The 25,730-nt window shown below is 70.7% G+C and carries 28 protein-coding genes and 2 pseudogenes; 16 read left to right on the forward strand and 14 right to left on the reverse strand.

The window, feature by feature from the left end; translation table 11 throughout:
• Positions 1–28: 28 nt before the first annotated feature.
• Together ACFHWS_RS05420 and ACFHWS_RS05425 are read right to left on the reverse strand one after the other, a co-directional pair.
• Positions 29–1,294, reverse strand: a complete 1,266-nt coding sequence (locus ACFHWS_RS05420) for a low temperature requirement protein A (RefSeq protein ID WP_416567732.1) — start codon at positions 1,292–1,294, stop codon at positions 29–31.
• 231 nt (positions 1,295–1,525) lie between these two features.
• Positions 1,526–2,404 carry a LysR family transcriptional regulator gene (locus ACFHWS_RS05425; RefSeq protein WP_416567733.1) on the reverse strand — a complete coding sequence of 293 codons (879 nt, stop codon included), beginning with the start codon at positions 2,402–2,404 and terminating at the stop codon, positions 1,526–1,528.
• A 133-nt stretch (positions 2,405–2,537) separates the two neighbouring features.
• On the opposite strand from ACFHWS_RS05425, the gene ACFHWS_RS05430 reads away from it, so the two are divergent.
• The 3 genes from ACFHWS_RS05430 (at position 2,538) to cas6 (ending at position 4,191) form a co-directional block, all read left to right on the forward strand.
• A complete protein-coding gene (locus tag ACFHWS_RS05430; protein ID WP_416557031.1) occupies positions 2,538–3,401 on the forward strand; it encodes an aldo/keto reductase in 864 nt (287 codons plus the stop codon).
• 233 nt (positions 3,402–3,634) lie between these two features.
• Positions 3,635–3,985 (forward strand): hypothetical protein, encoded by a 351-nt coding sequence (locus ACFHWS_RS05435; protein WP_416567734.1) that lies wholly within the window; start codon positions 3,635–3,637, stop codon positions 3,983–3,985.
• The gene (gene cas6, locus ACFHWS_RS05440; protein WP_416567735.1) at positions 3,982–4,191 is read left to right on the forward strand and encodes a CRISPR system precrRNA processing endoribonuclease RAMP protein Cas6; all 210 of its coding nucleotides are present in this window, start codon (positions 3,982–3,984) and stop codon (positions 4,189–4,191) included. The genes ACFHWS_RS05435 and cas6 overlap by 4 nt, the downstream gene beginning before the upstream one ends.
• 3 nt (positions 4,192–4,194) lie before the next feature.
• Here cas6 and uppS read toward each other — a convergent pair whose 3' ends face one another.
• Positions 4,195–4,971, reverse strand: a complete 777-nt coding sequence (uppS, locus tag ACFHWS_RS05445) for a polyprenyl diphosphate synthase (RefSeq protein WP_416567736.1) — start codon at positions 4,969–4,971, stop codon at positions 4,195–4,197.
• 244 nt (positions 4,972–5,215) lie between these two features.
• Here uppS and ACFHWS_RS05450 point away from each other — a divergent pair.
• Positions 5,216–5,836: pseudogene (locus ACFHWS_RS05450) on the forward strand (DUF6518 family protein).
• 118 nt (positions 5,837–5,954) lie between these two features.
• Here the strand turns inward: ACFHWS_RS05450 and ACFHWS_RS05455 are convergent.
• Positions 5,955–6,230 (reverse strand): hypothetical protein, encoded by a 276-nt coding sequence (locus ACFHWS_RS05455; protein ID WP_416567737.1) that lies wholly within the window; start codon positions 6,228–6,230, stop codon positions 5,955–5,957.
• Positions 6,231–6,553: 323 nt separating this feature from the next.
• Between ACFHWS_RS05455 and ACFHWS_RS05460 the strand changes: the two genes are divergently transcribed.
• Positions 6,554–7,087 carry a DJ-1/PfpI family protein gene (locus ACFHWS_RS05460; protein ID WP_416557036.1) on the forward strand — a complete coding sequence of 178 codons (534 nt, stop codon included), beginning with the start codon at positions 6,554–6,556 and terminating at the stop codon, positions 7,085–7,087.
• Between the two features lie 45 nt (positions 7,088–7,132).
• Here ACFHWS_RS05460 and ACFHWS_RS05465 read toward each other — a convergent pair whose 3' ends face one another.
• The 5 genes and pseudogenes from ACFHWS_RS05465 to ACFHWS_RS05485 all read right to left on the reverse strand — a co-directional run.
• Positions 7,133–7,684 carry a Uma2 family endonuclease gene (locus tag ACFHWS_RS05465; protein WP_416567738.1) on the reverse strand — a complete coding sequence of 184 codons (552 nt, stop codon included), beginning with the start codon at positions 7,682–7,684 and terminating at the stop codon, positions 7,133–7,135.
• 78 nt (positions 7,685–7,762) lie between these two features.
• Positions 7,763–7,957, reverse strand: coding sequence for a DUF397 domain-containing protein (locus ACFHWS_RS05470; RefSeq protein WP_416567739.1), 195 nt, complete (start codon positions 7,955–7,957; stop codon positions 7,763–7,765).
• On the reverse strand, positions 7,954–8,223 hold the full coding sequence (locus ACFHWS_RS05475) for a Scr1 family TA system antitoxin-like transcriptional regulator (protein ID WP_416567740.1): 270 nt from the start codon (positions 8,221–8,223) through the stop codon (positions 7,954–7,956). The genes ACFHWS_RS05470 and ACFHWS_RS05475 overlap by 4 nt, the downstream gene beginning before the upstream one ends.
• Positions 8,223–8,756 carry a Scr1 family TA system antitoxin-like transcriptional regulator gene (locus ACFHWS_RS05480; RefSeq protein ID WP_416567741.1) on the reverse strand — a complete coding sequence of 178 codons (534 nt, stop codon included), beginning with the start codon at positions 8,754–8,756 and terminating at the stop codon, positions 8,223–8,225. The genes ACFHWS_RS05475 and ACFHWS_RS05480 overlap by 1 nt, the downstream gene beginning before the upstream one ends.
• A 22-nt stretch (positions 8,757–8,778) precedes the next feature.
• Positions 8,779–9,159, reverse strand: a pseudogene (locus ACFHWS_RS05485) (hypothetical protein); the annotation flags it as partial.
• A 168-nt stretch (positions 9,160–9,327) separates the two neighbouring features.
• Here ACFHWS_RS05485 and ACFHWS_RS05490 point away from each other — a divergent pair.
• Both ACFHWS_RS05490 and ACFHWS_RS05495 read left to right on the forward strand, forming a co-directional pair.
• Positions 9,328–9,864 (forward strand): hypothetical protein, encoded by a 537-nt coding sequence (locus tag ACFHWS_RS05490; protein WP_416557081.1) that lies wholly within the window; start codon positions 9,328–9,330, stop codon positions 9,862–9,864.
• Between the two features lie 71 nt (positions 9,865–9,935).
• Positions 9,936–10,622 (forward strand): Crp/Fnr family transcriptional regulator, encoded by a 687-nt coding sequence (locus ACFHWS_RS05495; protein WP_416567742.1) that lies wholly within the window; start codon positions 9,936–9,938, stop codon positions 10,620–10,622.
• Positions 10,623–11,589: 967 nt separating this feature from the next.
• Here ACFHWS_RS05495 and ACFHWS_RS05500 read toward each other — a convergent pair.
• The 5 genes from ACFHWS_RS05500 to ACFHWS_RS05520 form a co-directional block, all read right to left on the reverse strand.
• Entirely contained in the window at positions 11,590–12,516 is a 927-nt protein-coding gene (locus tag ACFHWS_RS05500; protein WP_416567743.1) for a septum formation family protein, read from the reverse strand.
• A 121-nt stretch (positions 12,517–12,637) separates the two neighbouring features.
• Positions 12,638–13,660 (reverse strand): polyprenyl synthetase family protein, encoded by a 1,023-nt coding sequence (locus ACFHWS_RS05505; RefSeq protein WP_416557079.1) that lies wholly within the window; start codon positions 13,658–13,660, stop codon positions 12,638–12,640.
• Positions 13,657–14,715, reverse strand: a complete 1,059-nt coding sequence (locus tag ACFHWS_RS05510; RefSeq protein WP_416567744.1) for a terpene synthase family protein — start codon at positions 14,713–14,715, stop codon at positions 13,657–13,659. The genes ACFHWS_RS05505 and ACFHWS_RS05510 overlap by 4 nt, the downstream gene beginning before the upstream one ends.
• Positions 14,712–16,121, reverse strand: a complete 1,410-nt coding sequence (locus ACFHWS_RS05515; protein ID WP_416557077.1) for a cytochrome P450 — start codon at positions 16,119–16,121, stop codon at positions 14,712–14,714. The genes ACFHWS_RS05510 and ACFHWS_RS05515 overlap by 4 nt, the downstream gene beginning before the upstream one ends.
• A gap of 56 nt (positions 16,122–16,177) precedes the next feature.
• Positions 16,178–17,575 (reverse strand): cytochrome P450, encoded by a 1,398-nt coding sequence (locus ACFHWS_RS05520; protein ID WP_416567745.1) that lies wholly within the window; start codon positions 17,573–17,575, stop codon positions 16,178–16,180.
• A 325-nt stretch (positions 17,576–17,900) separates the two neighbouring features.
• On the opposite strand from ACFHWS_RS05520, the gene rpe reads away from it, so the two are divergent.
• The 9 genes from rpe to ACFHWS_RS05565 all read left to right on the forward strand — a co-directional run bounded on the left by rpe (position 17,901) and on the right by ACFHWS_RS05565 (position 25,715).
• Positions 17,901–18,581 (forward strand): ribulose-phosphate 3-epimerase, encoded by a 681-nt coding sequence (rpe, locus tag ACFHWS_RS05525; RefSeq protein ID WP_416557076.1) that lies wholly within the window; start codon positions 17,901–17,903, stop codon positions 18,579–18,581.
• Complete coding sequence (locus tag ACFHWS_RS05530; protein WP_416567746.1) at positions 18,575–19,540, forward strand: response regulator; 966 nt, start codon at positions 18,575–18,577, stop codon at positions 19,538–19,540. The genes rpe and ACFHWS_RS05530 overlap by 7 nt, the downstream gene beginning before the upstream one ends.
• A 494-nt stretch (positions 19,541–20,034) precedes the next feature.
• A complete protein-coding gene (gene ribD, locus ACFHWS_RS05535; protein WP_416567747.1) occupies positions 20,035–21,096 on the forward strand; it encodes a bifunctional diaminohydroxyphosphoribosylaminopyrimidine deaminase/5-amino-6-(5-phosphoribosylamino)uracil reductase RibD in 1,062 nt (353 codons plus the stop codon).
• Positions 21,097–21,100: 4 nt separating this feature from the next.
• Complete coding sequence (locus ACFHWS_RS05540; protein WP_416567748.1) at positions 21,101–21,772, forward strand: riboflavin synthase; 672 nt, start codon at positions 21,101–21,103, stop codon at positions 21,770–21,772.
• Positions 21,769–23,067 (forward strand): bifunctional 3,4-dihydroxy-2-butanone-4-phosphate synthase/GTP cyclohydrolase II, encoded by a 1,299-nt coding sequence (locus ACFHWS_RS05545; protein ID WP_416567749.1) that lies wholly within the window; start codon positions 21,769–21,771, stop codon positions 23,065–23,067. The genes ACFHWS_RS05540 and ACFHWS_RS05545 overlap by 4 nt, the downstream gene beginning before the upstream one ends.
• The gene (gene ribH / locus ACFHWS_RS05550; protein ID WP_416557071.1) at positions 23,067–23,552 is read left to right on the forward strand and encodes a 6,7-dimethyl-8-ribityllumazine synthase; all 486 of its coding nucleotides are present in this window, start codon (positions 23,067–23,069) and stop codon (positions 23,550–23,552) included. The genes ACFHWS_RS05545 and ribH overlap by 1 nt, the downstream gene beginning before the upstream one ends.
• Before the next feature lie 73 nt (positions 23,553–23,625).
• Positions 23,626–24,210, forward strand: a complete 585-nt coding sequence (locus ACFHWS_RS05555) for a SigE family RNA polymerase sigma factor (RefSeq protein WP_416557070.1) — start codon at positions 23,626–23,628, stop codon at positions 24,208–24,210.
• Positions 24,210–25,334, forward strand: a complete 1,125-nt coding sequence (locus ACFHWS_RS05560) for a Gmad2 immunoglobulin-like domain-containing protein (protein WP_416557069.1) — start codon at positions 24,210–24,212, stop codon at positions 25,332–25,334. The genes ACFHWS_RS05555 and ACFHWS_RS05560 overlap by 1 nt, the downstream gene beginning before the upstream one ends.
• Before the next feature lie 117 nt (positions 25,335–25,451).
• Positions 25,452–25,715 (forward strand): phosphoribosyl-ATP diphosphatase, encoded by a 264-nt coding sequence (locus ACFHWS_RS05565; protein WP_123604575.1) that lies wholly within the window; start codon positions 25,452–25,454, stop codon positions 25,713–25,715.
• The last annotated feature ends 15 nt before the right edge of the window (positions 25,716–25,730 follow it).

The following is a 25,730-nucleotide window of genomic DNA, read 5'->3' on the forward strand; positions in this document are numbered from 1 at the left end:
GCGCACACCGCAGGTGCCGCCACGGCCGTCACCCGTGGCGGCGTCGCCACCCGCTCTCCTCACGTTCCAGGGCCTGCTGCTCGGCGAGCCGGTGTTCGCGCAGCTGGCGCCGCCAGGCCCCGGACCGCCGGCTGTCGGCGGTGATCCCGGCGACGGTGATCGCGGTGAGCAGCAGCAGCGCCGCGAACGCCGGGACCCGGTGGACCACCGGCAGCAGCGCGGCGAGCAGCAGGACGGGGACGGCCAGACTGGCGGCGACGCTGCGGACGGTCCGCAGCTGGAAGGCCGACAACGCCACCAGGTAGAGCAGGACCCCGCCGTAGAGCGCGCGCAGGTGGATCGGCTCGAGCGGGGCGTCGTGGTCGGTCGACGACGCCCCGGCGAGGAAGGCCAGCGTCTGCTTCAACCCGAGGGACAGCAGGATGATGCCGAACAACATGGGCAGGTGCAGCAGGGTGTACGCGTCGCGGGCGAGCCGGTCGCGGCGTACCCCATGGGTGTGGTGCAGCACCTGCTCGGCGGCGTACGACCGGGTGTCGAAGTAGGCCCACCACAGGGCGCAGATCAGGGCGATGCCGAGCAGCGTCGCGGTGATCACCGGGACGGTGCCCGGCGCCCCGATCGAGGCGCCGGAGCCGAGCCCGAGCGACAGCAGCGCCTCACCGAACCCGATGAGGACGATCTGCGCATGCCGTTCCGTCCAGTGTCCGGCGGAGACCACGGCGAATGGTTCGAGGCGGACGGTGGTCAGGTACGCGACACCGACGCCGAGCATCCAGAGCAGAAGGAGCGTGACGGTGCCCTCGCCGGGCCACCCCAACAGCGGTACCACCGCGGCGGCGAACAGCAGCGCGGTGCTGGCGGCCAGCAGCGGTGTGTCCCTCCACCAGGTGCCCAGCAGTTCGGGGTGCCTCCTCGCGGCGCCGCGCAGCGCCGCGGCTTCCAGCAACCAGATCAGCAGGTAGCAGGTGGGGAAGATGAACTCGCCGGGAATGATTTGTGGAACGCCGGGCTGTGCCTGCGGCGGTTCGTCGCCGATGCCGGGCAGCGTCGCCACCGCGATGAAGACGATCGCCATGATGGTGAAGCCGTGGATCGGCATCATTCCCCAGTCGGCCCGGAGATTGTTTCCCAGCAGGGCGAACCGGGACCAGACCAGCCAGAGCACCGACAGGAGCAGAAAGATCGCCACCAGTCCGAACGGTTCGAGATCCTCGACCGAGGCAGTGGTCACGTGGATGAAGGCGAACACGAAGACCAGGTCGTAGAACAATTCGAGGCGAGAGACCTTCATGCCTGGTGCGGCGGGCATGGCCGGGGATGTCGGTTTTGTGGCTTCCACGACGGACAGTATGCGACGGTGGCTGTGGCTTCCGACGGTGGCTGTGGCTTCCGAGCCCGGAACGTCGGTGCGTGAAGTCGAGGGAACCGCCGTTGTCGTCAAACCGGCTCCGAGACAACCATGTGGGTTCCCTCGATCGGGTGGCGTGCTCGATCGGGTGGCGTGGCGGACGACCACCCCGGGTCAGGATCGGGGGCGGAGGCCGTCGATGGACAGCAGTGCGGTCGCGGCGGTGCTCGGGTGTCGGCCGCTCGCGGTGGCCACCGCGACGTTCCAGTGCGGCGGGTCGGTGATCGGCACGAAGCGCGCGGCGGTCTGCTTGGTGGTGAAGAACTGCGGTACGACGGCGACGCCCAGCCCGTGACTGACCAGGTCGAGCAGCCAGTGCACGTCGTTGACCTCGAAGGCGACCCGCCGGTCGACGCCGGCGGCGACCATTGCCTGGTCGACGACGTCCCGGCTGATCCAGCCGGGGGAGAAGTCGACGAAGGTCCCGCCGGACAGCTCACCCAGGTCGACCTCGGCGCAATCGCCCAGCGGATGCTCCGGCCCGCAGGCCAGCACCATCGGCTCGGCCCGGATCGGGGCCAGCGTGACGCCGGTCGGCGCGCTGGCCGGCGTCGACACGAACGCCAGGTCGAGGTCGCCGGTGCGGACCCGTTCGACCAGGTCCGGTGACCCGCCCTGGCGGAGTCGGATCTCGACGCCGGGGTGGGCGGCGTGGAACCGGGCCAGTGCCGCCGGCAGGTCGACAGCGCCCAGACACTGCAGGGTGCCGACCGCCAGGTTGCCGCGCAGCAGCCCCCGAACCTCGGCCACCGCGTCCTTGGCAGCGGCGACGTTGGCCAGGGCGTGCCGGGCCTGGGTGAGCAGCGCCCGGCCCTCGTTGGTCAGCTCGACGCTGCGGGTGTTGCGGACGAACAGGCTGGCCCTCAGTTCACGCTCCAGCGAGCGGATGGAGGCCGACAGGCCGGACTGCGCGACGTGCATCCGCTCGGCGGCCCGGGTGAAGTGCCGCTCCTCGGCGACCGCCACGAAGTACTCGAGCTGACGCAGCTCCACGATTCATCACCTAAACTGATCGCCGAGATCGGATCCTTCTGTTGGACAGCTTAACCGCAGGGTAAGAGGGTGGAACCCGGGGCGCGTGGGGTACGACAACCGCGCCCACGGACCATCCCGCAGAGGAGACCTCATGCACACCCGTCACATCGGTGACGTCGCCGTCGGGGCGATCGGCCTCGGCGGCATGCCGATGTCCATCGAGGGCCGGCCTGACGAGCAGCGGTCGATCGCCACGATCCACGCCGCGCTGGACGCCGGTGTCACCCTGATCGACACCGCCGACGCCTATCACCTGTACGCCGACGACGTCGGCCACAACGAGTCGCTGATCGCCCGCGCCGTGGCGACCTTCGGCGGTGACACATCCGACGTGCTGATCGCCACGAAGGGCGGCCACCTGCGGCCCGGCGACGGCTCGTGGACCAAGAACGGCTCGCCCGAGTACCTGAAGAGCGCCTGCGAGGCGTCGCTGAAACGGCTCGGCGTCGAAGCGATCGGCCTCTACCAGTTCCACCGGCCCGACCCCACCGTGCCGTACGCGGACTCGATCGGCGCCATCCGGGACCTGCTCGATGCCGGGAAGATCCGGCTCGCCGGCATCTCCAACGCCGACCCGGAGCAGATCCGGCTCGCCAACGACATCCTCGGCGGCCGGCTGGTCAGCGTACAGAATCAGTTCTCCCCGGCCTTCCGCTCCAGCGAGCCGGAGCTGACGCTCTGCGCCGAGTTGGGCATCGCGTTCCTGCCGTGGAGCCCGCTCGGCGGCATCGCCAGCGCCGCCGACCTGGGGTCGCGGTTCGCGGCGTTCGCGCAGGTCGCGAAGGAGTACGGGGTCAGCCCGCAGCAGGTCTGCCTGGCCTGGCTGCTGGCGAAGGCGCCGGTCGTGGTCCCGATCCCTGGGGCGTCGCGTCCGGAGACGATCCGTGACTCGGCGGCCGCCGCCGACCTCGAACTGTCCGCCGAGCACCTGGCCCGCCTCGACCCACCCGCCTGACCGACCAACCCGCCACACCATGCGCAGGATCAAGTGAAGGCCAGGTACCTATCAACCGCCGGTTGAGGTATCTGGCCTTCACTTGATCCTGTCTCGACCCCCGCCCTCTGACGACGGTCCTGGCTTGTCGAGGGTGGATCGGCTGGCCTACGTTCGAGTGTTCGCCGAGCGGAGGGAGTGCGTGGTGCCGGGGGGTCGACCCGGCCGGGGTACGGCTCGAACACGTCCACGCGGTGGTGTCCCGCTGGTTCGATGTGGACGAAGCGGCGCACCGGTCGCACGCGAAGGCGTACAGCCTCAACCCGCCGGTGGCGCACCCGGCTGGCACCCTGGTCGAGGTCGGCCTGCTCGACGACGCCCTGGTCGACAAGCTGCGGGCCGGGGCGGCGACGGGGGCGGTGATCCGGTTCGGTGGTCAGGTCGGCGCGCTCGTTACCGGGGCGCGGCAGGTGGCCGGGCTGCGTGCGGTGTGGCGGGCGAACGCCCCGGCCGGGCTGCCGGAGCTGGTGCTTCCGCTCCCGGGTGTCGGTGAGCCGGGCATCGGCGGGCCGGGGAGCGGCCGGACCGGGACACGCTGTGGGTGAGCGACATCGACGGTGCCAGCGACGTGGTCAAGGTCAACGGGCGTACGGTGTCGGGCTTCCTGGGTCGCATCCGCTACGTCTGCGACGGGCCGACCGCCCTGGTCGGGGCGGTGGACCGGCTGATGCGGCTGGCACCGTACAGCGGGGTCGGTGTGCAGCGCGGCCGCGGCTTCGGCCTGGTCCGCCTGGAGCCGACCTGGCGGTAGCGGTCAGGGTTTCCGCTTGCGGGCGGCGTACGAGCGCAGCGCCCGCAGCAGGTCGATCTTGCGGAAGCCAGGCCAGTAGACGTCGCAGAAGTGCAGCTCGGAGTGAGCGGCCTGCCACAGCAGGAAGCCGGACACCCGTCGTTCCCCGCTGGTGCGGATGACGAGATCCGGGTCCGGTTGCCCACTGGTGTACAGGTGGGCGGCGATCTGGTCGGCGGTCAGTCGCTGCGCGATGTCGTTTAGCGTCGCCCCGCACCGTGCCTGGTCGTCCAACAGCGACCGTACGGCGTTGACGATCTCCTCCCGGCCGTCGTAGCCGATGGCCACGGTCAAGTGGTGGCCGGTCTCCCGCTGCCGGGTCGCCTCCTCGGCGAGCTTCAGCGCGTGCCGGGTCGAGTCGGGCAGCACCTCAAGCCGACCGGCCAGGTGCAGCTGCCAGATGTTGCCGTCGCGGGTCAGCCGATCCGTGACGACGGTTTCGATCATGCCCATCAGGTTGTCGACCTCGTCGGAGGCGCGTTTGCGGACGTTGTCGACGGAGGCGACGAACACCGTGACGTGCCGGATGCCGATCTCGGCACACCAGCTCAGCACCTCGTCGAGGTGTTCGGCACCGTGCCGGTGGCCGACCTTGGGGTCGTCGAAGCCCACCTGCCGGGCCCATCGCCGGTTGCCGTCCATCACCATGGCGAGGTGGCGGGGCAGCTCGCCGGCGGTGAGCTGGGCGCGCAGCCGGCGGGCGTACAGCCGGTGTCCGGCGTCGAGCAGAGGTCGCATCATCGCCTGATCTCACCACGCTTGCTCGCCCGGACACAGCAGCGCAGGTCGGTCTGCTAACTCGGCCAACGACCGGGTAACGGCGGGTGGTGACAGCGGCAGGAGACGGGGTGCGGGCCGGTGGGGCTGTCGGCGGGTGTCCGCAGCTGGGCGTTGCGTGGCGACGTCGGAGTGGGCAGGTGGCGGTGCGGCGGGTGCCCGCTGCAGGAGGAGCGCCCGTGCTTGCGGCACGGTATGGTCCGGCAGCATGTATCCGGACAATCGGCGCGTCGCGCTCGTCGCGGTGCTCGGCGGCTTCTTGTTGGGCTTCGTCGACTTCGTATGGATCAAGTTCATGCCTTGGTGGCCGCTTGCCGACCTGGGGAACTCGTCTGCGGTGTGGGCGGTCGCCGCGTTCTTCTTCGGCTACTGGGTCCGTACCGGGTGGCTGCGGGCTGCTGCCGGTGCTGCCGCCTGACTGGTGATCGCCGTACCCGCCTACTACGTTGCGGCGGCGCTGATCCAGGGCGACGACTGGTGGCTGCTGTGGGCGCCGACATCTCTGCTCTGGATGGCCTTCGGGGTCCTCGCCGGAGTGGTCTTCGGTGTCGGCGGTGTCTGGGCACGCGGATCGGGCTGGCGGCAGACCATCGGTACAGCCCTGCCGGGAGCGGTGTGCTGTACCGAGGCGGCGTTGGAGGCGGCCCGGATCGGTGACCCCAGCTACGGCAGCGAGCAGATCCCGCATGTCGTGGTTCGGGCGGTGCTGGGCGTACTGGTGATCGTCCTGGCTGGTCGGACCACCCGCAGCCGGATCCTCAGCCTCGCCACGGCGTTGCCGTTGGCGCTGCTCGGCCTCGGGGCGTTCCTGGCGGCCGGCTTCCGCTGAAGTCGCGGTGCTTGGGGTGGTGCGGCAGGTGAGTGTCGTGGCGCTGGCTGGCGGCAAGCCGCGATGGCTGCTCCGCCGCGCTGGTCGGAGGGCCCTATCCGAGCTGCAGGAATAGGTGTTACTGGTTGAGACAGGCAATTTCGTCGGCCCAGGCCAGCAAATGATTGCACAGCGTGACGATCTCGTCGGGGCTCAACCGGTACGGGTCGAACGCCGAATCTGGGAAGCGGAGCACTGCACGGAGCGCTTCCGCGAAGACCTGCCGATCGAAGCCTGGGTCGTGATCGCGCAGCATCTCGCTGCCAGAGTAGCGTCCGTCCCGTAACACGCCATATACGTCGATGTAGTCATGTACCTCGGCGCGTCCGAAGAGCGCACACAGCTTGTTCGCCACCGCATCTGCGGGTGAAGGACCGGACCGATCGCGAGCTGGACTGGCGGATATGTGCGCCAGTCGATTCCCCGCTCGACAGTGCTGGTACTTGCGGTCTCGACGTCGGCTACCGAGCCGGGCAAAGGACGGGCCCTCCCGCTCGGCGGTCACGTCAAGGTCATCAGCGCGCAGCGCCGCCGCTACGGCGGCAACCGCAGCTGGGAAGTCTGAGGCCGCAGGCATCGTGGTGAACAGGTCTACGTCTTTGGACATGCGGTCGACGAAGCCGTGAGCTTGTACGGCGTACCCGCCGGCCAGGCAGTACCCGAATCGTCCCAAAGGAAGTGTTCTCGCTGGCCGGCTGGTACAGCGAGCGAGAGATCGACGTCAACTACATGGTGCACGGTCGGCCACGCCTGGTCACCGCAGCGTTCGGCACCGAGGTACGGGTCAAGCGCGGTTGGCAGCCCGAGGCGGCCGACGTGATCATCGTGCCCGGTGGCGGGCGACCCGGCGAGCCCGGTATTTGGGCGGAGATCGAAAACGGGGCGCTGCCCAGCGCGCTGGCGGCGGCTCCCCGGTCGAGGCTCATCATGTCGTCGTTGTGTACCGGCGCGGTGCTCCTCGCCGTGGCCGGCCTGGTTGACGGCCGCCCCTGCACCACGCACACCGTCGCGAAGCAGCAGCTGACCTCGCGCGGCGGCATCGTCAAGAACGCCCGCGTGGTCGACGACGGCGACCTCGTCACCGCCGCCGGAATCACTTCCGGCCTGGACCTGGGGCTGCACCTGGTGAAGCGCCTGCTGGGTGCGGACGTCGCCATCCGGGTAGAGGAAGCCCTCGAATTCCAGGCACGGGGCACCGTCTGGACCCAGTGAACCAATCCGAACCTGGCCACCGCCATAGCTCGGCCGGCCGGGTGTCTACTCGTCGAGCGGTGCGGCCGTGTCGAGGGTGAACTGAAACGGTTGATCGGTGGTCAACACGTCGTCCTTGGTCGCGGTCAGGTGCTCGACGTAGTGCTCGTTGTCGAGCCGGAAGAGCCGGAGTGTCACCGCCGACGGATTCGGCAACTCTGGCTCAACCAGCAGATACCACGAGATTCGGGCGGCGGCGTACAACTGCAGCTTGAGCAGTCGATCGGTGGCGGCGTTGCTCGGAGATGTGATCTCGCAGATGAGCAGGACCTCAGCCGCGTCGGTAATGGATCCCTCGCTGTCAGTGTCTGCGACGACGAGGTCCGGAATCACGATCCGATCGGTACGCAATCTGACGTTGATCGCCTCGTACGCCTCAAGGCCGGCAGACCGGGCCGCCGGATACAGCGCGGACATCAGCAGGAAGGAAAGCTGCTGGTGACGCTTGCTCGGTGCGGAGCTGGTCCACAAGCAGCCGTCGAGCAGCTCTGTCCGGTCGGGCGTCCTGCCCAGTGCAGAGTAGCTCGCTTCGTCCCAGGTGCGGTCGGGGTCAAGCACGTTTACGCGTCACCAGCGTCAGGAGGATGACGGTCCCCCACCCCGGGAAGGGGTGGGGGACAGGGCGGTCGGTAGCGGTCAGTGGGGGAGGGTGCCGGTTTGTAGGGCGGTGGTGAAGGTGCCCCAGTGGCGGGTGGTGAAGGTGAGGGTGGGGCCGGTGCGGTCCTTGCTGTCGCGTACCTCGGCGTGGCCGGCGTGCCGGCGGGCCTCGACGCACTCGCCGCCGTTGCCACCGCTGCGGCTGGAGGTGAACCAGGGGGTGTCGGGCTTCATCGCAGGTGCTCCTCGATCGGGACCGACTGCTCACGGATCAGCCGGAAAATTCGACGGTACTCCGCCAACTCCTCCGGCCGCTCCAGGTAACGAGCACCCACATGAGACTCGACGTAGGCGATGTCCGGGTCGTCCGGGTCGGCGAAGTCCAGCAACGTGAAGGGGCTGACCATCGCCGCATGCGCACCCGCCGACCAGGGTAGGATGCGGATCTCCACCCGTACCCGTCGACCCAGCCCGGCCAGGTGGGCGCGCTGCTCGGCCATCACCGCCGGTCCGCCGACCTCGCGGGCCAGCGCACCGCACCGAGGACCGCGACGATCCGGGCCGGCTGCTCGCGGTCGTAGTAGGAGATCTGCCGGTCCAGCCGCAGCGACACCTGACCTTCGATCTTCTGCTCGGTCGCCTGCGGGTCGGCGGCGCGGAAGACCGCACGCATGTAGTCCGGCGTCTGCAGCAGGCCGTGGATCAGCTCCGGGTTGTAGTTGTGGATCTCGGTGGCGGCGGCTTCGAGGCCGACGTACAGGCGGAACCAATCTGGTACGGCGTCGCCGTGCGACTCCCACCACCCGTGATCATCACTGGCGGCGGCGAGCCGGGTCAGCGCGTCCGTCGTCTCCGGGTCGGCACCGTAGAACCAGCACAGACCGCGAACGGTGTTCATCTTGACCGGAAACTTGCCGTTCTCGATGCGCCACAACGTCGTACGCGAACAGACCTTCGCCCGCTCCACCTCCTGCTCGGTGCGGGCCGCCTCCTCCCGCAGTCGGCGCAGCCGTCGCCCCAGCTGGCGGCGCACCACAGTCGGTCCGGTGACCGACCAGCCGGCAGACTGTCACGACCGCGTCGCTCGGAAATCCGTTGGCCCCGTCGAGATGGACCGGACCTTCGTGGACAGCGACGCGTAGGCGGATCCGAGCCTCGTCGCTGAGTCCACGGTTGGTCTCGCGCAACAGTCGGTCAAGAACCGGGGTCAGCCGGGCCAGGACCGCCCGTTCACTTGTCCCCTGCGGGAGGACGGCGAGTTCCCCGTCTCCACCCTGCTGGATCTGCCAACTGGCGCGATCGAAGCCCACCTCGCTGCACGCAGCAGCCATGACCTCCTGAAAGGTCAGCTGCGCGCGGTACTGCAGGACGTTGTCTCGACGGCTGTAGGACTCCATGTCCACGGCGACCAGGACACGTCGGTCTGGATCCTTGATAAGGCATGCTCTCCATCTCCTACTGGGCGACAAACCGTTCGATACTCATCTCTACAGAACGGCGGCGATGGGGATCCCATAAAAGGATGGAATCAGCGCGACAGTCGAATGGGCGACAAGTGGTGCTCCGACACGGTGGCTCCCGCCGGTCTCACGTTCACTCGATGTATGGAGCGGATGACGAGGGCGAGCAGCGGCGCCGGCCCGGACGCGTGGCGCGATCTGCAAGTTAGTCTGACCACAGTGGCCTCACTGCAGACATCGATCAGACACGCTGACGCGAAGGCACTGGCCCTGCTGTCGATCGAAGGTGCCATCGCGGCGACGGTCGCCGACCAGGCCCTGCCGACGATGCTCGACGGCGCCCCTGCGGTCGTGGCGATCTCGGTCTGCCTCGCGGCCGGCATGCTCGGCGCCATGGTGGTCGCCACCTGCCGGCTTGCGATGGCGTTCCAACCGCGCATTACCGGTGTGGGAGGTGCCAACCGGTTCGGGTTTCCGGACCTCGTTTCGGCTGGCGGGCGCCCGTCGGCCGCCTGCGTCCAACAACATCGAGACGAGGCATGGGACCTCGCAGTCGTCCTCGCCCGTATCGCCCTGACCAAGTACCTCTTGATCAAGAACTGTATGCCCTGGTTTCTGGTGGCGGTCGGCTTTGCCGGCAGCTTGCTGGTCGTCACCGGTGTGGCAGGAACCTCGTCTTGAGTCGCGCTTCGGACAGTAGCGAACCTGAAGCTGAACGTGAATGATGGCTCTCGGGCCCCGAGGAGGTGCAGATGGAGAAGAACGCCCCGTCGCCGCCGGGGACCCTCCTGGCCCGGCTGCAACCGTCGACGCGCGTACGCCTCCTGTCGGTCGGGGTACGACGCTCCGTCAAGGAAGCGCAGGTCATTCTCCGGGAGGGTGCTGAAGAGTCCTATGTGATCCTGCTCGAGGACGCACTGGTCAAGGTCACCGCTGCATTGACCGACGGTCGGCACGCCCTGCTGTCGATCCGTGTCTCCGGCGACATCATCGGCGAGATATCCGCATTGAACGAGACACCGAGGACGGCGACGGTTACCGCCTGCCGCCCGTCGGTGATCCGCGTCATCCACCGAAACGAGTTCATGGCATTCCTCCGTGACAACCCCGACGCTGCCCTCACCGTGGCCGGGATCATCGCGGACCGTCTCCGCTGGGCCAACCGGCGTCGGATCGACTTCACTCACTACCCGCTACGGGTTCGCCTCGCCCGGGTTCTGTGGGAGATCGCCGCTGCCTACGGACGGCGGAGCCCACAGGGCATGGTCGTCGACATCCGGTTGACCCAGGACGAGATGGCCACCCTCTGCGGTGCCGCCCAGGTCAGCCTGCAGAAAGCACTCAGTGAACTTCGGTCGGAGGGCATCGTCTCGACCCACTACCGGGGGATCGTCGTACGAGACAGCGAAGCACTACGCTCGGTAGCAGACCTCGCCTGAACCGTCCGCGGCTGGTCCGCCGCCCGCAGCCGCTGCGCCAGCTCGGCCGGCCCCGTCAGCACCCGGTCCGCCCCGGCTGGTTGTCCGTCGTCCGGGGCGACGCGTTCTCGGCCAGTTCGGCCGCCAGGACGGCGCGCAGGTCGTCGTCGTCCAGGCCGGCGGCGCGGGCGGTGGCGACCCAGGCCGCCAGCTGGGTGCGGATCGCCGGGCCCCGGGCCGCGCGGCGCGCCGACAGCGACGCCAGTACGAAGGTGCCGACGCCGGGCCGGGATGCACCACACCGTCGTGTTCCAGTTCGCGGTACGCCTTGTGCACTGTGTTCTGGTTGATGCCGAGTGCGGCGACGACCTCCCGGGCGGTCGGCACTATGCCTGGTCGGGGTCGGGTCAGCTGGAGGGCCAGGGATCGTGAGCGGCTACCAGACCGGGAACAGGTCGGGACCGCCGCCCTCGGCGGAGCGGAGCAGCGGGGTGGTGAAGTCCGGCACGTACAGGAAGCAGCGGACTCGCAGGTCGCCTTCCCACACCGAAGGGTTCCCGTCCGGAACCAGAACGTGGCCACCCGGTAGGGCAGGTCCTCGTCGACCGGCTCCAGCGCTTCGAGGTGGTCGTCACCCCACCGCACGTCGTGGCAGCCCAGCCGAAGCGCGCCCGTCGGCCAGCGTGCCGCGCAGGCTTCCGGTCCGGGGCAGCACCTTGCCCCGGAACACACTGCTGATCTCGGTCAGGTCGCAGCGGAACCAGCCGGTAGTACCTGCCGCTGCCCGAGGCAGCCTCGTCGCGGTGGCAGGTGCCGGCCTGCGGGACGAAGGTGGTCGGCTCGTCGAACCCGGCCAACCGTCGGTGAGGGTGCCGTCGGTCCCCCGGCGGCGGTGCCGCACAGCCGGCCGGCACGGCCAGCGACGCGGCGGCCAGTAGCGCGACCATCCCGGTCCGTAGCGGCTGCAAGATCATGAGAACCTGCCGCTTCACTGGTACTGGATGGGCAGGGCGCTGGTGCCGCCGTCGCGTACCGAACCGGTCAACAGCGGGTCGGCCCGCCAGGCGAAGCAGCGGATCGTCCTGTCGCCCTCCGCCCAGTCAAGGACGTCGGAGAAGGTGTAGATGGTGCCCACCCGGTACTGCAGGTCGCCGTTGTTCGGCACCTTCGCGTAGTCGGCCACCACCTTGCGGCACTGGGTGTGGACCCGCTCGTCGTTCAGCTCCACCTCGTCGTACCCCAGTTTGTCCTCCACGTACGTGCCGGCGAACTCGGCCTGGTGTGGAGTGTCGCAGTCCAGCGGCTCGGTCAGCGGCTCGTCGTCGACACCGACCGCCGCCGAGTCATAGCACGTCAGTAGCAGCGGATGGCCGGGAGCCTGCAGCGCACCCTCGACGGTTCCGTACCAGTCGACCAGTGGGCCGCCAGGACTGTCCACGACACCGACGTCGCACCCGAACCAGCGGGCCCCGCCGGTCCAGGCGGCGTCGGACGGCGTCACGACCGTCATCCGTAGCCGGGCGGTCTGCCAGGGACCGCCGAGGAACTCGTTCACCCGTCGGTCACACTCGGGCCGGGCGGCCCGTCGGGCCGCGATCAGGCCGTCCGCCGCGCCGTCCTCGTCGAACGGCACCGCCGGGTCGTCGCCGAGCGTTCCGACGTGCACGGTCTCCACCAGGTGGTACCGGACGCAGCCGACCGGGCGGTAGCTCTCCCAGGCGATAAAGCGCCGACTATCGTTGTGGCAGCTGCCGGCCTCGGGGGTGAGGTGGACGGGTTCGTCGAACGCGGCCCAGTTGTCGACCAGATCCCCGTCCACGCCCGGAGACGGCGGCACACAGCCGGCCGTCGTGGTCAGCGACGCGGCGGTCAGCAGCGCCACCAGCCTCGCCCGGGCATCCCACCGTCGCGCCATGATCCTGCCGCCTCCCCGTTGTCCACTCAAGCCGACGAGGGTACGACACCGGGCCGGCTACGGACCGGCCGGGCCCGTGCGTCAGCCGTCCATCAAGGTCTGGAACGACGGCGGGTGCCGTTCAGCGGTCCCGGTGGGCGGCCAGGTCGGCGAACTGGGTGAGCGCTGTACCCGCGTCGGCTGCGGGCCGGGCCGTCGCCAGCCGGTCGAGCGCCGCCGCCCGGTGCCGGTCTGCCTCCCGCCTCGCCCAGTCCCGGCCGCCGGCCTGCTCGACGAGCAGCGCGGCCCGGGCCACCTGCCCGTCGGCGAACGCACCCGGTATCGCGTACAGCGAGGCCAGCTCGGCGCCGGCCGGTGTGCCGCTGCCCATCGCGAACACCACCGGCAGCGACTTCTTGCGCTGCCGCAGGTCGGCGCCGACCGGTTTGCGGGTCACCGCCGGGTCGCCCCAGATGCCGAGCAGATCGTCGACCAGCTGGAACGCCATCCCCAGGTGGTGGCCGTACCCTTTCAGTCCGTCGACCCGGTCCGGGTCGGCGCCGCCGCTGATCGCGCCGACCGCGCAGGCGGCGCCGATCAGCGACGCCGTCTTGCCGGCAGCCATCGCCAGGCAGGCATCCAACCCCACGGCGGTACGCGACTCGAACGCCACGTCGGCGCTCTGCCCGGCCACCAGCTCCAGCAGCACCTGGCACAGCTCGGCGGCGGCCGGGGCGGCCTGCCCGCGTACCGTGTCGAAGGCCAGCGCGAGCAGCGCGTCACCGGCCAGGATGGCCTGCGCGTCGCCGAACGCGGCCCCGGCGGTGGGCCGGCCCCGCCGGGTCCGGTCGCCGTCCATCACGTCGTCATGCAGCAGGGTGAAGTTGTGCACCAGCTCCACCGCGACCGCCGCCGGCACCGCCCGGGCCGCCGGGGCGCCGACCGCCTCGGCGCCGGCCAATGCCAGGCCGCCGCGCAGCCCCTTGCCCCAGCCGGCGTCGGCCGGGCTGCCGTCGGCGGTGTACCAGCCGAAGTGGTAGCCGGCGACGGTGTGGATCGGCTCGGCGAGCCGGTCGACGGCGCGGCGCAGCTGCGGCCCGATCAACGTCCGCGCCGCCGCCAGCCGCGCCCAGGCGTCGCGTTGTGCGGTGGTCGCGGCGGTCAACCCTGGCTCCCGAGCAACGTGGCCTCCAGATACTCCTGTGGTGCCGGTTCAGTGGTCGTCTGCGTCGGCTGGTAGCGCTTTGTCCGGCTGGACCATTCGACGTTGCCGCGCATCCAGCTGCGCATCCCGGCCAGGTACGGCTCCAGCACCGCCGCCCGTCCGGGGAAGGTTCGCCGTAGCTGCGCCTGCGCCGTCAGGTACAGGTCGGTCTCGGCGCCGATTGCCCGGGTCACCCGGTCCATGGCGGCGTCGCGGTCCAGCCCGTGGTGGTAGCCGACGATGTACGCCAGGTTGTGCACCTCGCCGAGGGCGCGTTCCTTGTCCAGTGAGTAGATGTCGTTGGTCCAGCAGACCACGTTGCAGGCGGCGTCGAGGGCGGTACGGAACGGCGCGCTGTCGTACACCTCGTCGGGCATGTCGATCCGTTCGATGACGTCGATGAAGTCCATGCAGACGTAGATCGCCCCGGTGTGCCGGCGTTTCTCGATGTAGGTGGCCTCGTCCGGCACGGTGCCGGACAGCCGGTTGCCGGCTTCCCAGGTGGCGGCGGTGGTCAGGCACTGCTCCAGGTGCCGGACGAACAGTCGCCGCCAGCGCGCGGTGGCGTCCGGCGCGGTACGCCACCACAGGTCGGCCAGCGACGACACCGCCCGGGGCAGGTCCCGGCGCCGCGCGTCGGCGGCGCCGAAGTCGTCGGCGGACAGTACCTGCCGCATCGCGGCCATCACCTCGGCGAGGTGCTGCGGGCTGCGTCCGTCGGCGCCGTCGTCCAGCTGGTCGTCGACCAGGAACAGCCAGGCGAACCAGTCGGCCATCAGCTCGGCGTGCGCCGCGTCGGCGGTCGGGTAGACCATCGACGCGAACCAGCCGAAGTCGGCGTGGTCGAATCGGGCGCGGGCCTGCTCACGCAGCACCAGTCCGGTATCGCGTACCCAACTGGTCAGGTGCGCGCGGGCCTGTTCGACGTGCGGGTTGAGCTGGTAGGGGAAGCAGTCGAGGGCCTGCTGGACCGGGTCGTGGGTCAGGTGGCTGGCCGTGTCGTCCGTGAAGGTCACCGGTACTCCAGGTTGAGGTGGACCCCGCCCTTGGGGTGCAGGGTGATCAGCGCCTCCGGTCGCACCTCGGGCGCGCCCGGTGGCAGTACGAGCCGGTGCCGGCGGGCCACCGTGGCCAGCACCAGGACCAGCTCGGACAGCGCGAAGTGTTTGCCGATGCAGACCCGGTGGCCGCTGCCGAACGGCACGTAGACGTGCTTCGGGCGCCGGGCCACCTGCTCCGGGGTGAACCGCTGCGGGTAGAAGCGTTCCGGGTCGTCCCAGAAGTCGGGGTGCCGGTGCAGCAGGTAGCTGTTGATCAGCATGTTGGTGCCGGCCGGCACCCGGTAGCCGTCGATCACGTCGGCCGAGCTGGCCCGGCGCATGAACTGGTACGCCGGCGAGTAGATGCGTAGCGTCTCGTCGGCGACCATCCGGGTGTACGGCAGCCGGGGCAGGTCCTCGAAGGTCGGCGTCCGCCCGGCGAGCACCGAGTCGACCTCGGCGTGCAGCTTCGCCTCCACCTCCGGGTGCCGGGCGAGCAGGTAGAACGCCCAGGACAGGGTGTTGGTGGTGGTCTCGTAGGCGCCGATGCAGATGTTGAGCACCTCGTGGTGCAGCTGCTCCAGGTCCATCCGCTGGCCGTCGGCCTCGTCAACGGTGTGCAGCAGCAGGGTGAGCAGATCGGTCTCCTCGCCGGTGGGCACCTCCTCGTGCAGCCGGCGGTTGATGAAGGTCGACACGAAGGTATCCATGTCGGCGATCGCGGCCCGCAGCCGGCGGTGCCGGGGGGTCGGCACGCTCAACGGCGGGAACGGGAACCGGAAGAACGCGCCGAGGATCGCGTTGGCCTCGCCGAATGCCCGTTCGAAGGCCTGCGCGATGTCGCCGACCTGTGCGCTGAACAGCGACCGGTTGACGATTCGCAGGGCGAGTTGGCCGATCTCGTCGGTGACGTCCAGGGTGCCGCCCCGGCCGTAATTCCGCTCCCACCGGACGAGCATTTGTTCGGCCTCGTCGGTCATGTTCCGGGTGAAAGAGCTCACCGTACGGGGGGTGAAGTGCGGCGCCATCATCCGCCGTTGCCGTCGCCACAGATCCATGTCCGGGTTGGCGATGAGCCCTTTCCGCAGCACCGGCCGGACGACCTTGAACAGTACGGCGTTCTTGTCGTACTTCTCGCCCTCGTCGACCAGCACGTGACGGATGTAGTCGGGATGGTTGACCAGCACCATTGGGATGCCCAGCGGCCGGAACCGGAAAATGTCGCCGTAGCGGTCGACACCCCGGCCGAGAAAGGCGAGCTGGTCGCGTTTGAAGGCCAGGGTGCCGCCGACGCCGCTGCCTGGCGTGACGGTGGGAATCTCCCGGGTGCCGCCCGGGGCGCGGCTGCGTACCTGCGGGGACATGCTCTTCTCACTTTCCACGGGTCGACGCGACGGACAGGCCAGCGGCGGTGCCGTACGAGGGCGGCGGGGGCAGGTCAGCGGCGGTGCAGTCGGAGCCGCATGCCGCCCGCCGGGTGCAGCGTGACCAGCGGTGCGAAGCCGACCGGCGGCGCGCCCTCGGGCAGGCTGACCGCGAATGTCTGGGCGAGCATCACGGTGATCAGATGCAGTTCGGTACGGGCGAAGTGCTTGCCGATGCAGTGCCGTGGGCCGCTGCCGAACGGCTGGTAGGCGTGCCGGGGCCGGGCGGCGACCGCCGCCGGGGTGAACCGGTCGGGGTCGAAGCGGTCCGGGTCGGGCCAGAAGTCCGGGTGCCGGTGCAGCAGGAACAGGTTCATCAGCACCTCGGTGCCCTGCGGGATGCGGTAGCCGCCGACCACGTCGTCGGTCACCGCCCTCCGCATCGTCTGCCAGGCGGGGGTGAACAGCCGCAGCGTCTCGTCGATGACCATCCGGGTGTACGGCAGCCGGGTCAGGTCGTCGAAGGTCGGCACCCGCCCGTCGAGGGCGGTGTCGACCTCGTCGTGCACCCGTTGCTGCACCTGCGGGTGGCGGGCCAACTGGTAGTACACCCAGGAGATCGAGTTGCTGGTGGTCTCGTACCCGGCAATGATCATCGCCAGGATCTCGGTGGAGAGCTGGTCCGGGGTGAGCCCGGTGCCGGTGACCGGGTCCACCGCGTGCCGTAGCAGGCTGAACAGGTCCCGGTGGTCGCTGTCGCGCTCGTGCTGGCGGGTTTCGATCAGGTAGCGGACGAAGCCGTCCAGCTTCCGGGTCAGCGCCCGGATCCGGTTGCGGGACGGGGTGCGCCAGCTCAGCGGCGGGAAGGGGAACCGGAGGAAGTCGCCGAGCCGGCGGTTGACCTCCAGGAAGTCGCGTTCGAACTGGTGGCTGCGCTCGTCGGGCTCGACGCCGAACAGCGACCGCAGGACGATCTTCAGCGCCAGGTCGGTGAGCGGTCCGACGACGTCGACCGGCGCACCGGAGGCGGCCTCCGGCACCCATCGGCGGATCATGTCCGCGGTCAGGCCGGTCATGTTCGGGGCGAAGCGGGCCACGCTGGCGTGGTTGAACGTCGGCTGCATCAGCCGGCGGTTGCGTTGCCAGGTCTCGTCGCCCCGGTTGCCGATCAGTCCTTCCCGGAGGATCGCCCGGACCGTACGCCAGAGGAAGCTTTCCTTGTCGTAGTTGGCGTGTTTGTCGACCAGGACATGGTGGATGTGCTCCGGGTCGGTGAGTACTACCATCGGCATACCACCGAGACGTATCCTGAAGATGTCGCCGTGGTTACGGACCGCCTCCTGAAGAAAAGCAAGCTGGTCCCGGCGCATAGCCTGCATCCCGACGAGGTTTTCCCGGATGCTGAGCCGTGGAACTGGCCTCGCTCTGCTGCGGGCAGCCGGATCTGCGCCGACGCGACGCTGGTCGGTCATGGCGGTCACCTTACCGAAGGTGCTGGCGCAGCTACAATCAGAAATCCTGCATTGCCGCTGGTGGATCTTGGAGCTATTCGAGCCACTACCGGCCCCGTCGCGTGATGTCGGCAAAAGGCAGTCAATAACGCATTCGCGCGGATTGTTGGGTCGGCGTACCCGCCTGCGACGCCTGGTCGCAGGCCCGGCGCCGACCGCCCCGGCTACTGCCCGGTCGGCCGTCCATCGGCGGGTCCGCCGGCGGATCCGGCCGGCGGATCACCCGTCGGGCGGGCGATCGTCGTGGCGGGTGTGGAACGCTTGCTCACGTTCGTAGACTGGCGCGGTGACCGCACCAGCGCCGCTCATCGCGCCCAGCATCCTGGCCGCCGACTTCTCCCGTCTGGCCGACGAGGCCCGCGCGGTCGAGGGGGCGGCGGACTGGCTGCACGTCGACGTGATGGACAACCACTTCGTGCCGAACCTGACCATCGGGTTGCCGGTGGTGCAGAGTCTGCTGCCGGCCACCTCGCTGCCGTTCGACGTGCACCTGATGATCACCGACCCGCGCCGCTGGGCACCGGGCTACGCCGACGCCGGCGCGTACAACGTCACCTTCCACGCCGAGGCGTGCGACGACCCGGTGGCGCTGGCCAAGGAGCTGCGGTCGGCCGGGGCCAAGGCCGGCCTGGCGGTCGACCGGGACACCCCGGTGGAGGACTACCTGGAGCTGCTACCCAGCTTCGACACCCTGCTGGTCATGACGATCAAGGCGGGGTTCGGCGGCCAGCGGTTCATCCCCGAGATGCTGGAGAAGGTCCGCGCCGCCCGCCGGCACGCCGCCAGCGGCCATCTTGAGCTGCGGATCGAGGTCGACGGCGGGATCGCCGCGGACACCATCGAGCAGGCTGCTGCGGCCGGCGCGGACGCGTTCGTCGCCGGCACCGCCGTGTACGGCGCCGAGGACCCCGCCGAGGCGGTCCGCAGACTGCGGCAGATCGCCGAGCGGACCGCGCCACGGTGGTGAGCCCGGAAGGGGCCGAGTCCCGGCCGGACCTGATCCTGGTCGCCGACGACGACGTCGACATCGCCCGGTTCGTCGAGGTCAACCTGCGGTTGCACGGCTTCGACGTGATGCTCGCCCATGATGGTCAGGAGGCTCTGGAGATCATCGAACGGCACCGCCCGGACCTGGCCGTGGTCGACCTGATGATGCCCCGCATCGGCGGGCTGGACCTGACCCGGCGGCTGCGGGCCGACCCGATGACCGCGGCGCTGCCGATCATCATGCTGACCGCCAAGGGGATGACCGTCGACAAGGTCGTCGGGCTGACCGCCGGCGCCGACGACTACCTGGTCAAGCCGTTCGACACCTCGGAGCTGATCGCCCGGGTCAGCTCCACTCTGCGGCGCAACCGCGAGTACCGCGAGGTGTCCCCGCTGACCGGGCTGCCCGGCAACACCCGGGTCAGCCGGGAGATCACCGACCGGGTCCGCAGCGGTGCCGACTACGCCGTCGGCTACGTCGACATCGACCGGTTCAAGAGCGTCAACGATGTGTACGGCTTCGCCCGTGGCGACGAGTTCATCTCTGCGCTGGCCCGCTGCATGCACCGGGCGGTGGTGTCGATCGGGTTGCCGCCGGCGTTCCTCGGCCACATCGGCGGCGACGACTTCGTGGTGGTCTGCGCGCCCGAACAGGTGCGGCCGATCATCGAGCAGGCGATCCTCGACTTCGAGAAGGCCGCCGACGAGCTGTACGACCCGTCCGACGCCCGGCGCGGCTACGTGGAGGTCAAGGACCGGCGCGGCAACCTGCAGAAGGCGGCCCTGGTCACTCTCTCGGTCGGGGTGGCGGTGTCGGCGGGCAGCCGCCGGTTCAGCGACCCCCGCGAGATCATCACGGTGGCCAACGAGATGAAGTCGGTCGCCAAGAGCCAACCGGGCTCGTACATCGCGGTCGACCGCCGGCTGTCCACCAACTGACCTGCGCGAACGAACCGACGATAGACAACTGTCGGGTATCCGACAGTTGCGAGGTCGGTCGCGTCCCTGGCGATGATCCCGGTGTCCCGTGTAACACTCGGAGAAGCACCCACCACGCGCTGGCGGGACTCGGTGAAATTCCGAACCGGCGGTGATCCACGGCGCAAGCCGTGGCCAGCCCGCGACCCGGTCGTCGTCGCAGACGACGCCCGGTGGATCCGGTGAGACTCCGGAGCCGACGGTTGGGTCAGACCGTGCCAACCCGGCACGGACCGGCCCAGACAGTCCGGATGGGAGACAGCGCGCGGAACGGACGCTCTGGTGTGGCGTGCCCCGACCGGCACCGCCGTACCCGTGCAGCGCCCCGGGGCCGGTCCGTCGTGGCCGCGCGCCGAGGCGTTCCGCCGCCGCCACGCTGTCGCCGGCCACCCCCACCGGGCCCGGCACCTCCCGCCCGCCGCGCACCCCGGCAGGCGAGGAGAAGAGAAACGGCCATGGCGATCCTCTCCGAAGACGAGGCGATGCGGCGCGCCATCAACCTCGCGGTCCGTGGCCTCGGCTCGGTCAGCCCCAACCCCATCGTCGGCTGCGTCCTGCTCGACACCGCCGGCCACGTCGTCGGCGAAGGTTTCCACGCCTACGCCGGCGGACCGCACGCCGAGATCGCCGCCCTCGCCCAGGCCGGTGACCGGGCCCGCGGCGGCACCGCCGTCGTCACCCTCGAACCGTGCGACCACGTCGGGCGCACCGGACCCTGCTCCACCGCCCTGGTCGACGCCGGGCTCGCCCGCGTCGTGCTTGCCGTTCCCGACCCCAACCCGATCGCCGCCGGTGGCACCGAGACACTGCGCGCCGCCGGTATCGACGTCGAGGTCGGGCTGCGCGCCGAGGAGGCCGAGAACGCCAACATCGCCTGGTTGACCGCCGTCCGCCGGCGCCGCCCCTACATCATTTGGAAGTACGCCGCCACCCTCGACGGCCGCTCCGCCGCCGACGACGGCACCAGCATGTGGATCACCTCGGAGGCGGCGCGCGCCGACGTCCACACGCTGCGCGGCACCGCCGACGCGATCATCGCCGGCGTCGGCACCGTTCTCGCCGACGACCCTCGGCTCACCGTCCGGACCCCGAGCGCCGGCGGACCCGCCGTCCGGCAGCCGCTGCGGGTGATCGTGGACAGCTCCGGGCGTACCCCGGCCGACGCCCGGGTCCGCGACGCCGCCGCCGGCACCTGGATCGCCACCACCGCGGACGTCGGCGCCGACCACCGTGGCCGGGTCGACCTCACCGCCCTGCTGACCGCCCTCTACGACCGGGGCATCCGCTCCGCGCTGCTCGAAGGCGGCCCGGTGCTCGCCGGGGCGTTCCTACGGGCCGGCCTGGTCGACCGGGTGGTCGGCTACCTCGCCCCGAGACTGCTCGGCGCCGGCCCCGCCGCGCTCGGCGACGCCGGAGTGCACACCATCACCGACGCCATCGACCTGACCATCGTCGACGTCACCCAGGTCGGCCCCGACCTGCGGATCACCGCCGTACCCCGGCAGAAAGAGGGCTGAGTCGATGTTCACCGGCATCATCGAGGAGCTGGGCGAGGCCGGCCCGCTCGACTGGCACGGCGCCAGCGGCGTGCTCACCGTCCACGGCCCACTGGTCGCCGCCGACGCCCGGCACGGCGACTCCATCGCGGTCAACGGAGTCTGCCTCACCGTCGTCTCCGTCGACGGACAACGGTTCGCCGTCGACGTGATGAAGGAGACCTTCGACCGCAGCTCACTGGGGACGCTGCGGCCCGGCGACCCGGTCAACCTGGAACGCGCCGCCACCCTCGCCACCCGCCTCGGCGGGCACCTGGTGCAGGGCCATGTCGACGGGGTCGCCACCGTCGTCGGACGCACCCCCGGCGACCGCTGGGAGCAGGTCCGGTTCAGCCTGCCCGCCGGCCTGCGCCGGTACGTCGTGGAAAAAGGTTCGATCGCGGTCGACGGCGTCTCGTTGACCGTCATGGAGATGTCCGACGGCGACGCCGCGGCCGCGACCGCGACCGGCGGGTCGGGCGGGCCCGGCGTGGCCGGCTGGTTCGGCGTCGGACTGATCCCCACCACCCTGCAACTCACCACCCTCGGCCGCAAACCGGTCGGGGCCCCGGTCAACCTGGAGGTCGACGTGATCGCGAAGTACGTGGCGAAGCAACTGGACGGGGCACGGTCCGTCGGCGGGGGGGTCCGCCCGTGACCGCCGCCGGGTTCGGCACCGTCGAACAGGCCCTCGACGACCTGGCCGCCGGCCGGGCCGTGGTGGTCGTCGACGACGCCGACCGAGAGAACGAAGGCGACCTGATCTTCGCCGCCGAACACGCCACCGCCGAGCTCGTCGCCTTCATGGTGCGCCACACCTCCGGCTACATCTGCGCGCCGCTGCCCGAAGCCGAATGCGACCGGCTCGACCTGCCGCCGATGTACCACACGAACCAGGACCGGCGGGGCACCGCGTACACCGTCACCGTCGACGCCCGCGAAGGCGTCAGCACCGGCATCTCCGCCGCCGACCGGGCACACACCCTGCGGCTGCTCGCTGACCCCGACGCGGGCCCGGCCGACCTGTCCCGGCCCGGCCACATCGTGCCGCTGCGGGCCCGGGCCGGCGGCGTCGTGCACCGGCCGGGACACACCGAGGCCGCCGTCGACCTGGCCCGCCTCGCCGGGTTGCACCCCGCCGGGGTGCTCTGCGAACTGGTCAACGACGACGGCACCATGATGCGTCTGCCCGACCTGGAGAAGTTCTCCGCCGACCACGGGCTCACCCTGATCACCATCGCCGACCTGATCGCCCACCGGCGGCGGACCGAGTCCCACGTCGAGCGGGTCGCGCAGGCCCGGCTGCCGATGCCGTACGGGGTGTTCCGCGCCGTCGGGTACCGGGTCGCCCATGACCCGGCCGAACACATCGCCCTGGTCCACGGTGACCTCGACGACGGCCGTGACGTGCTGGTCCGGGTGCACTCCGAGTGCCTCACCGGGGAGGTGTTCGGCTCGCTGCGCTGCGACTGCGGCCCGCAGCTGGACGCCGCCCTGGCCCGGGTCGCCGCCGAGGGCCGCGGCGTGGTGCTCTACCTGCGCGGCCACGAGGGCCGCGGCATCGGCCTGGCCCACAAGCTGCGCGCCTACCAGCTGCAGGACCAGGGACGAGACACCGTCGACGCCAACCTGGAGCTCGGCCTGCCCGCCGACGCCCGCGACTACGGCACCGGCGCGCAGATCCTGCATGACCTCGGGGTCCGGTCGATCCGGCTGCTCACCAACAACCCGGACAAGGTGTCCGGGCTGACCGGGTACGGCCTGAACGTCGTCGATCGGGAACCGTTGACCGTCCACCCGCATCCGGAGAACGTGCGCTACCTGCGTACCAAACGGGACCGGATGGGCCACCTGCTCGACGGTCTCGACCAGCCGGCCGGCGCAGCACCGGCCGACCTCGACGGCGCGACCGACCTCGACCCGGTCGGCGAATTATCCGGAGGGCGGGCCTGATGGCCGGATTCGGCGAACCCGGGGTCTCCAGCGTCGACGCCGCCGGGCTCACCGTCGGCGTCGTCGCCGCCCGCTGGCACACCGACCTGGTCGACGCGATGCTCACCCGGGCGCTCGACGCCGCCGACGCCTGTGGTGTCGCCGATGTGCAGGTGGTCCGGGTCGCCGGCTCCGTCGAACTGCCCGTCGTCGCCCAGGCCCTGGCCCGGCGCTGTGACGCGGTGGTCGCCCTCGGCGTGGTGGTACGCGGCGCCACCGCCCACTTCGACTACGTGTGCCGGTCGGTCACCGACGGCCTGACCCGGGTGTCACTCGACGAGTCCACCCCGGTCGGGCACGGCGTGCTCACCGTCGAGACCATCGACCAGGCCCGCGACCGGGCCGGGCTGCCCGACTCGGCCGAGGACAAGGGCTGGTCGTCGATGGTCGCCGTACTCGACGCCGCCCTGGCCCTGCGGGCCGTTCACGCCGTACCGGTGGGCTGAACCTGACCCTCGCCAACAGCAGTACCCCGACCCGTCACGTTCCCGCCGCTCACGCGGTAAACCAGATGCGCTGGTGACACGTCGTAGTGGCGTGACGCCCGAACTGGTCACCGACCTGGGCTCGGGGAGGACGATGCCACGACAGCGGGCACAGACGACGACGTGGGCGGCGGACGAGGCGGTCACCCGCCTGTTCGCCGCGCACTACCGCCCGCTGGTGCGCCTCGCCACCCTGCTGCTGCGGGAACCGGGCATGGCCGAAGAGATCGTGCAGGACGCCTACGTGGCCCTGCACAGCCGCTGGTGGCGGCTCCGCGACGCCGACAAGGCGCTCGGCTACCTGCGGGTCACCGTGGTCAACCGGTGCCGGTCGGCGATCCGCCACCGACGGGTCGTGCAGGCCCACCTGGCCGCCGCCCGGCCCGACCCCGACGCACCCAGCGCCGAAGCCGGCGCCCTCGACCAACTCCGCCACGCCGACGTGATCAGCGCGCTGCGCGCCCTACCGCCCCGCCAGCGGGAGGCGATCGTGCTGCGCTACTACGCCGACCTGTCCGAGGCGCAGATCGCCGACGCGATGGGGGTCAGCCGGGGCGCGGTGAAGAGCCACACCGCACGCGGCATCGCCGCGCTGCGTACCAGCCTGGACGGCATGTGATGGACACCGACCACGACAACCAGCCCGGCGACGCCCGCACCGCCGACCTGCTGCGCCGGGCGCTGCACACCGAAGCCGACCGGACCGACGTACGGCACGACGGGCTGACCTCGATCCGCAGGGAGATCGACGCCCGTCGGCGGCGCCGGGTGCCGGCCGTGCTGCTCGGTGCCGCCGCCGCGACCGTCGCCGCCAGCCTGGTCGGCGTGGTCGGCTGCCTGCCGCCGGCCCCGCAGCCCGGCCCGCCGTCCGGGGCGGCCAGCGCCGGCCCAGCCCCGCCCGGCGCGGCATCGACCAGCCAGCCGACGGACCGGCCGGCCGACCGCGACGGCCCGGTCGCCGGCCCGGCGACCGGTGGTCCGCCGACCGCCGGTGCCGCCGGACAGCAGGCCGGTACCCCGGTGGCGACCCTGCCGGTCTACTACGTCGACGCGGCCGACAGCGGCGGGTCGCGGCTCTACCGCGAGTTCCACCGTTTTCAGCTGACCGACACCGGCGTCGTCGCCGAACTGCGGGCCGCGCTCGGCGAGATGCTCACCGCGGCCCGGCTCGCCGACCCCGACTACCGCACCCTGTGGCCGGCCGGGGCCAGCGTGGCCACCGTGTGGACCCAGTACGACATCGTCGGAGTCAACATCACCGGAGCCGGGGTCGCCAACCTCGACGCCGCCGGGGCCGCCGCCGCGGTGCAGCAGCTCGCCTGGACTGTCGCCGGCGTCACCGGCGGCGACCCGAGGATCCGGCTGCTGCTCGACGGCGAGCCGGTGGACCGGCTGTGGGGTCACATCGACACCGGTGACGAGATCACCAAGGGGGCCGCGCTGGACACCCTGGCCATGCTCTGGCTGATCGACCCGCAGCACGGCGACACCGTCGGGTCGACCTTCACGGTGCACCTCGCCGGCAGCGTCCACGAGGCCACCGCCCAGCTGCGGATCCGCCAGGGCGGACAGGTCGTGCACCGGCAGTACGTCACGCTCGACGCGGGCGCACCCGGCCGGGGTGAGGCGTTCGTCGAGCTGAGCCTGCCGCCCGGTGACTACATCATCGAGGCGTACGAGGAGTCGATGGTCGCCGACGAGGCCCCCCGGCACCTCGTCGACGCCGCAATCACCGTACGGTGACCGATCGCCCGGCGGACGGACGGCGACCCGCACCGACCGCCGTACGGTGATCAGCAGGTGGACCGGTGCGGACCCGGTGCCGACCCGCCCGGTGCCGGGCTGCCACAATCGGGCACCGTGAAGACGTTCGAGGAGCTGTTCGCCGAGCTGCAGGCCAAGGCGGCGGCCGGGACCCCGGGCTCGTCGACGGTGGCCGCGCTGGAGCGCGGCGTGCACGCCATCGGCAAGAAGGTCGTCGAGGAGGCGGCCGAGGCGTGGATGGCCGCCGAGCACGAGACCCCCGACCGGGCCGCCGAGGAGATCTCCCAGCTGCTCTACCAGGCGCAGGTGCTGATGCTGGCCACCGGCCTGGAGCTCAAGGACGTCTACCGACATCTCTGACCCGCCCTTGCGACC

It is taken from the genome of Micromonospora sp. LOL_013 (genome assembly GCF_048060315.1).
Lineage (GTDB): Bacteria > Actinomycetota > Actinomycetes > Mycobacteriales > Micromonosporaceae > Micromonospora_E.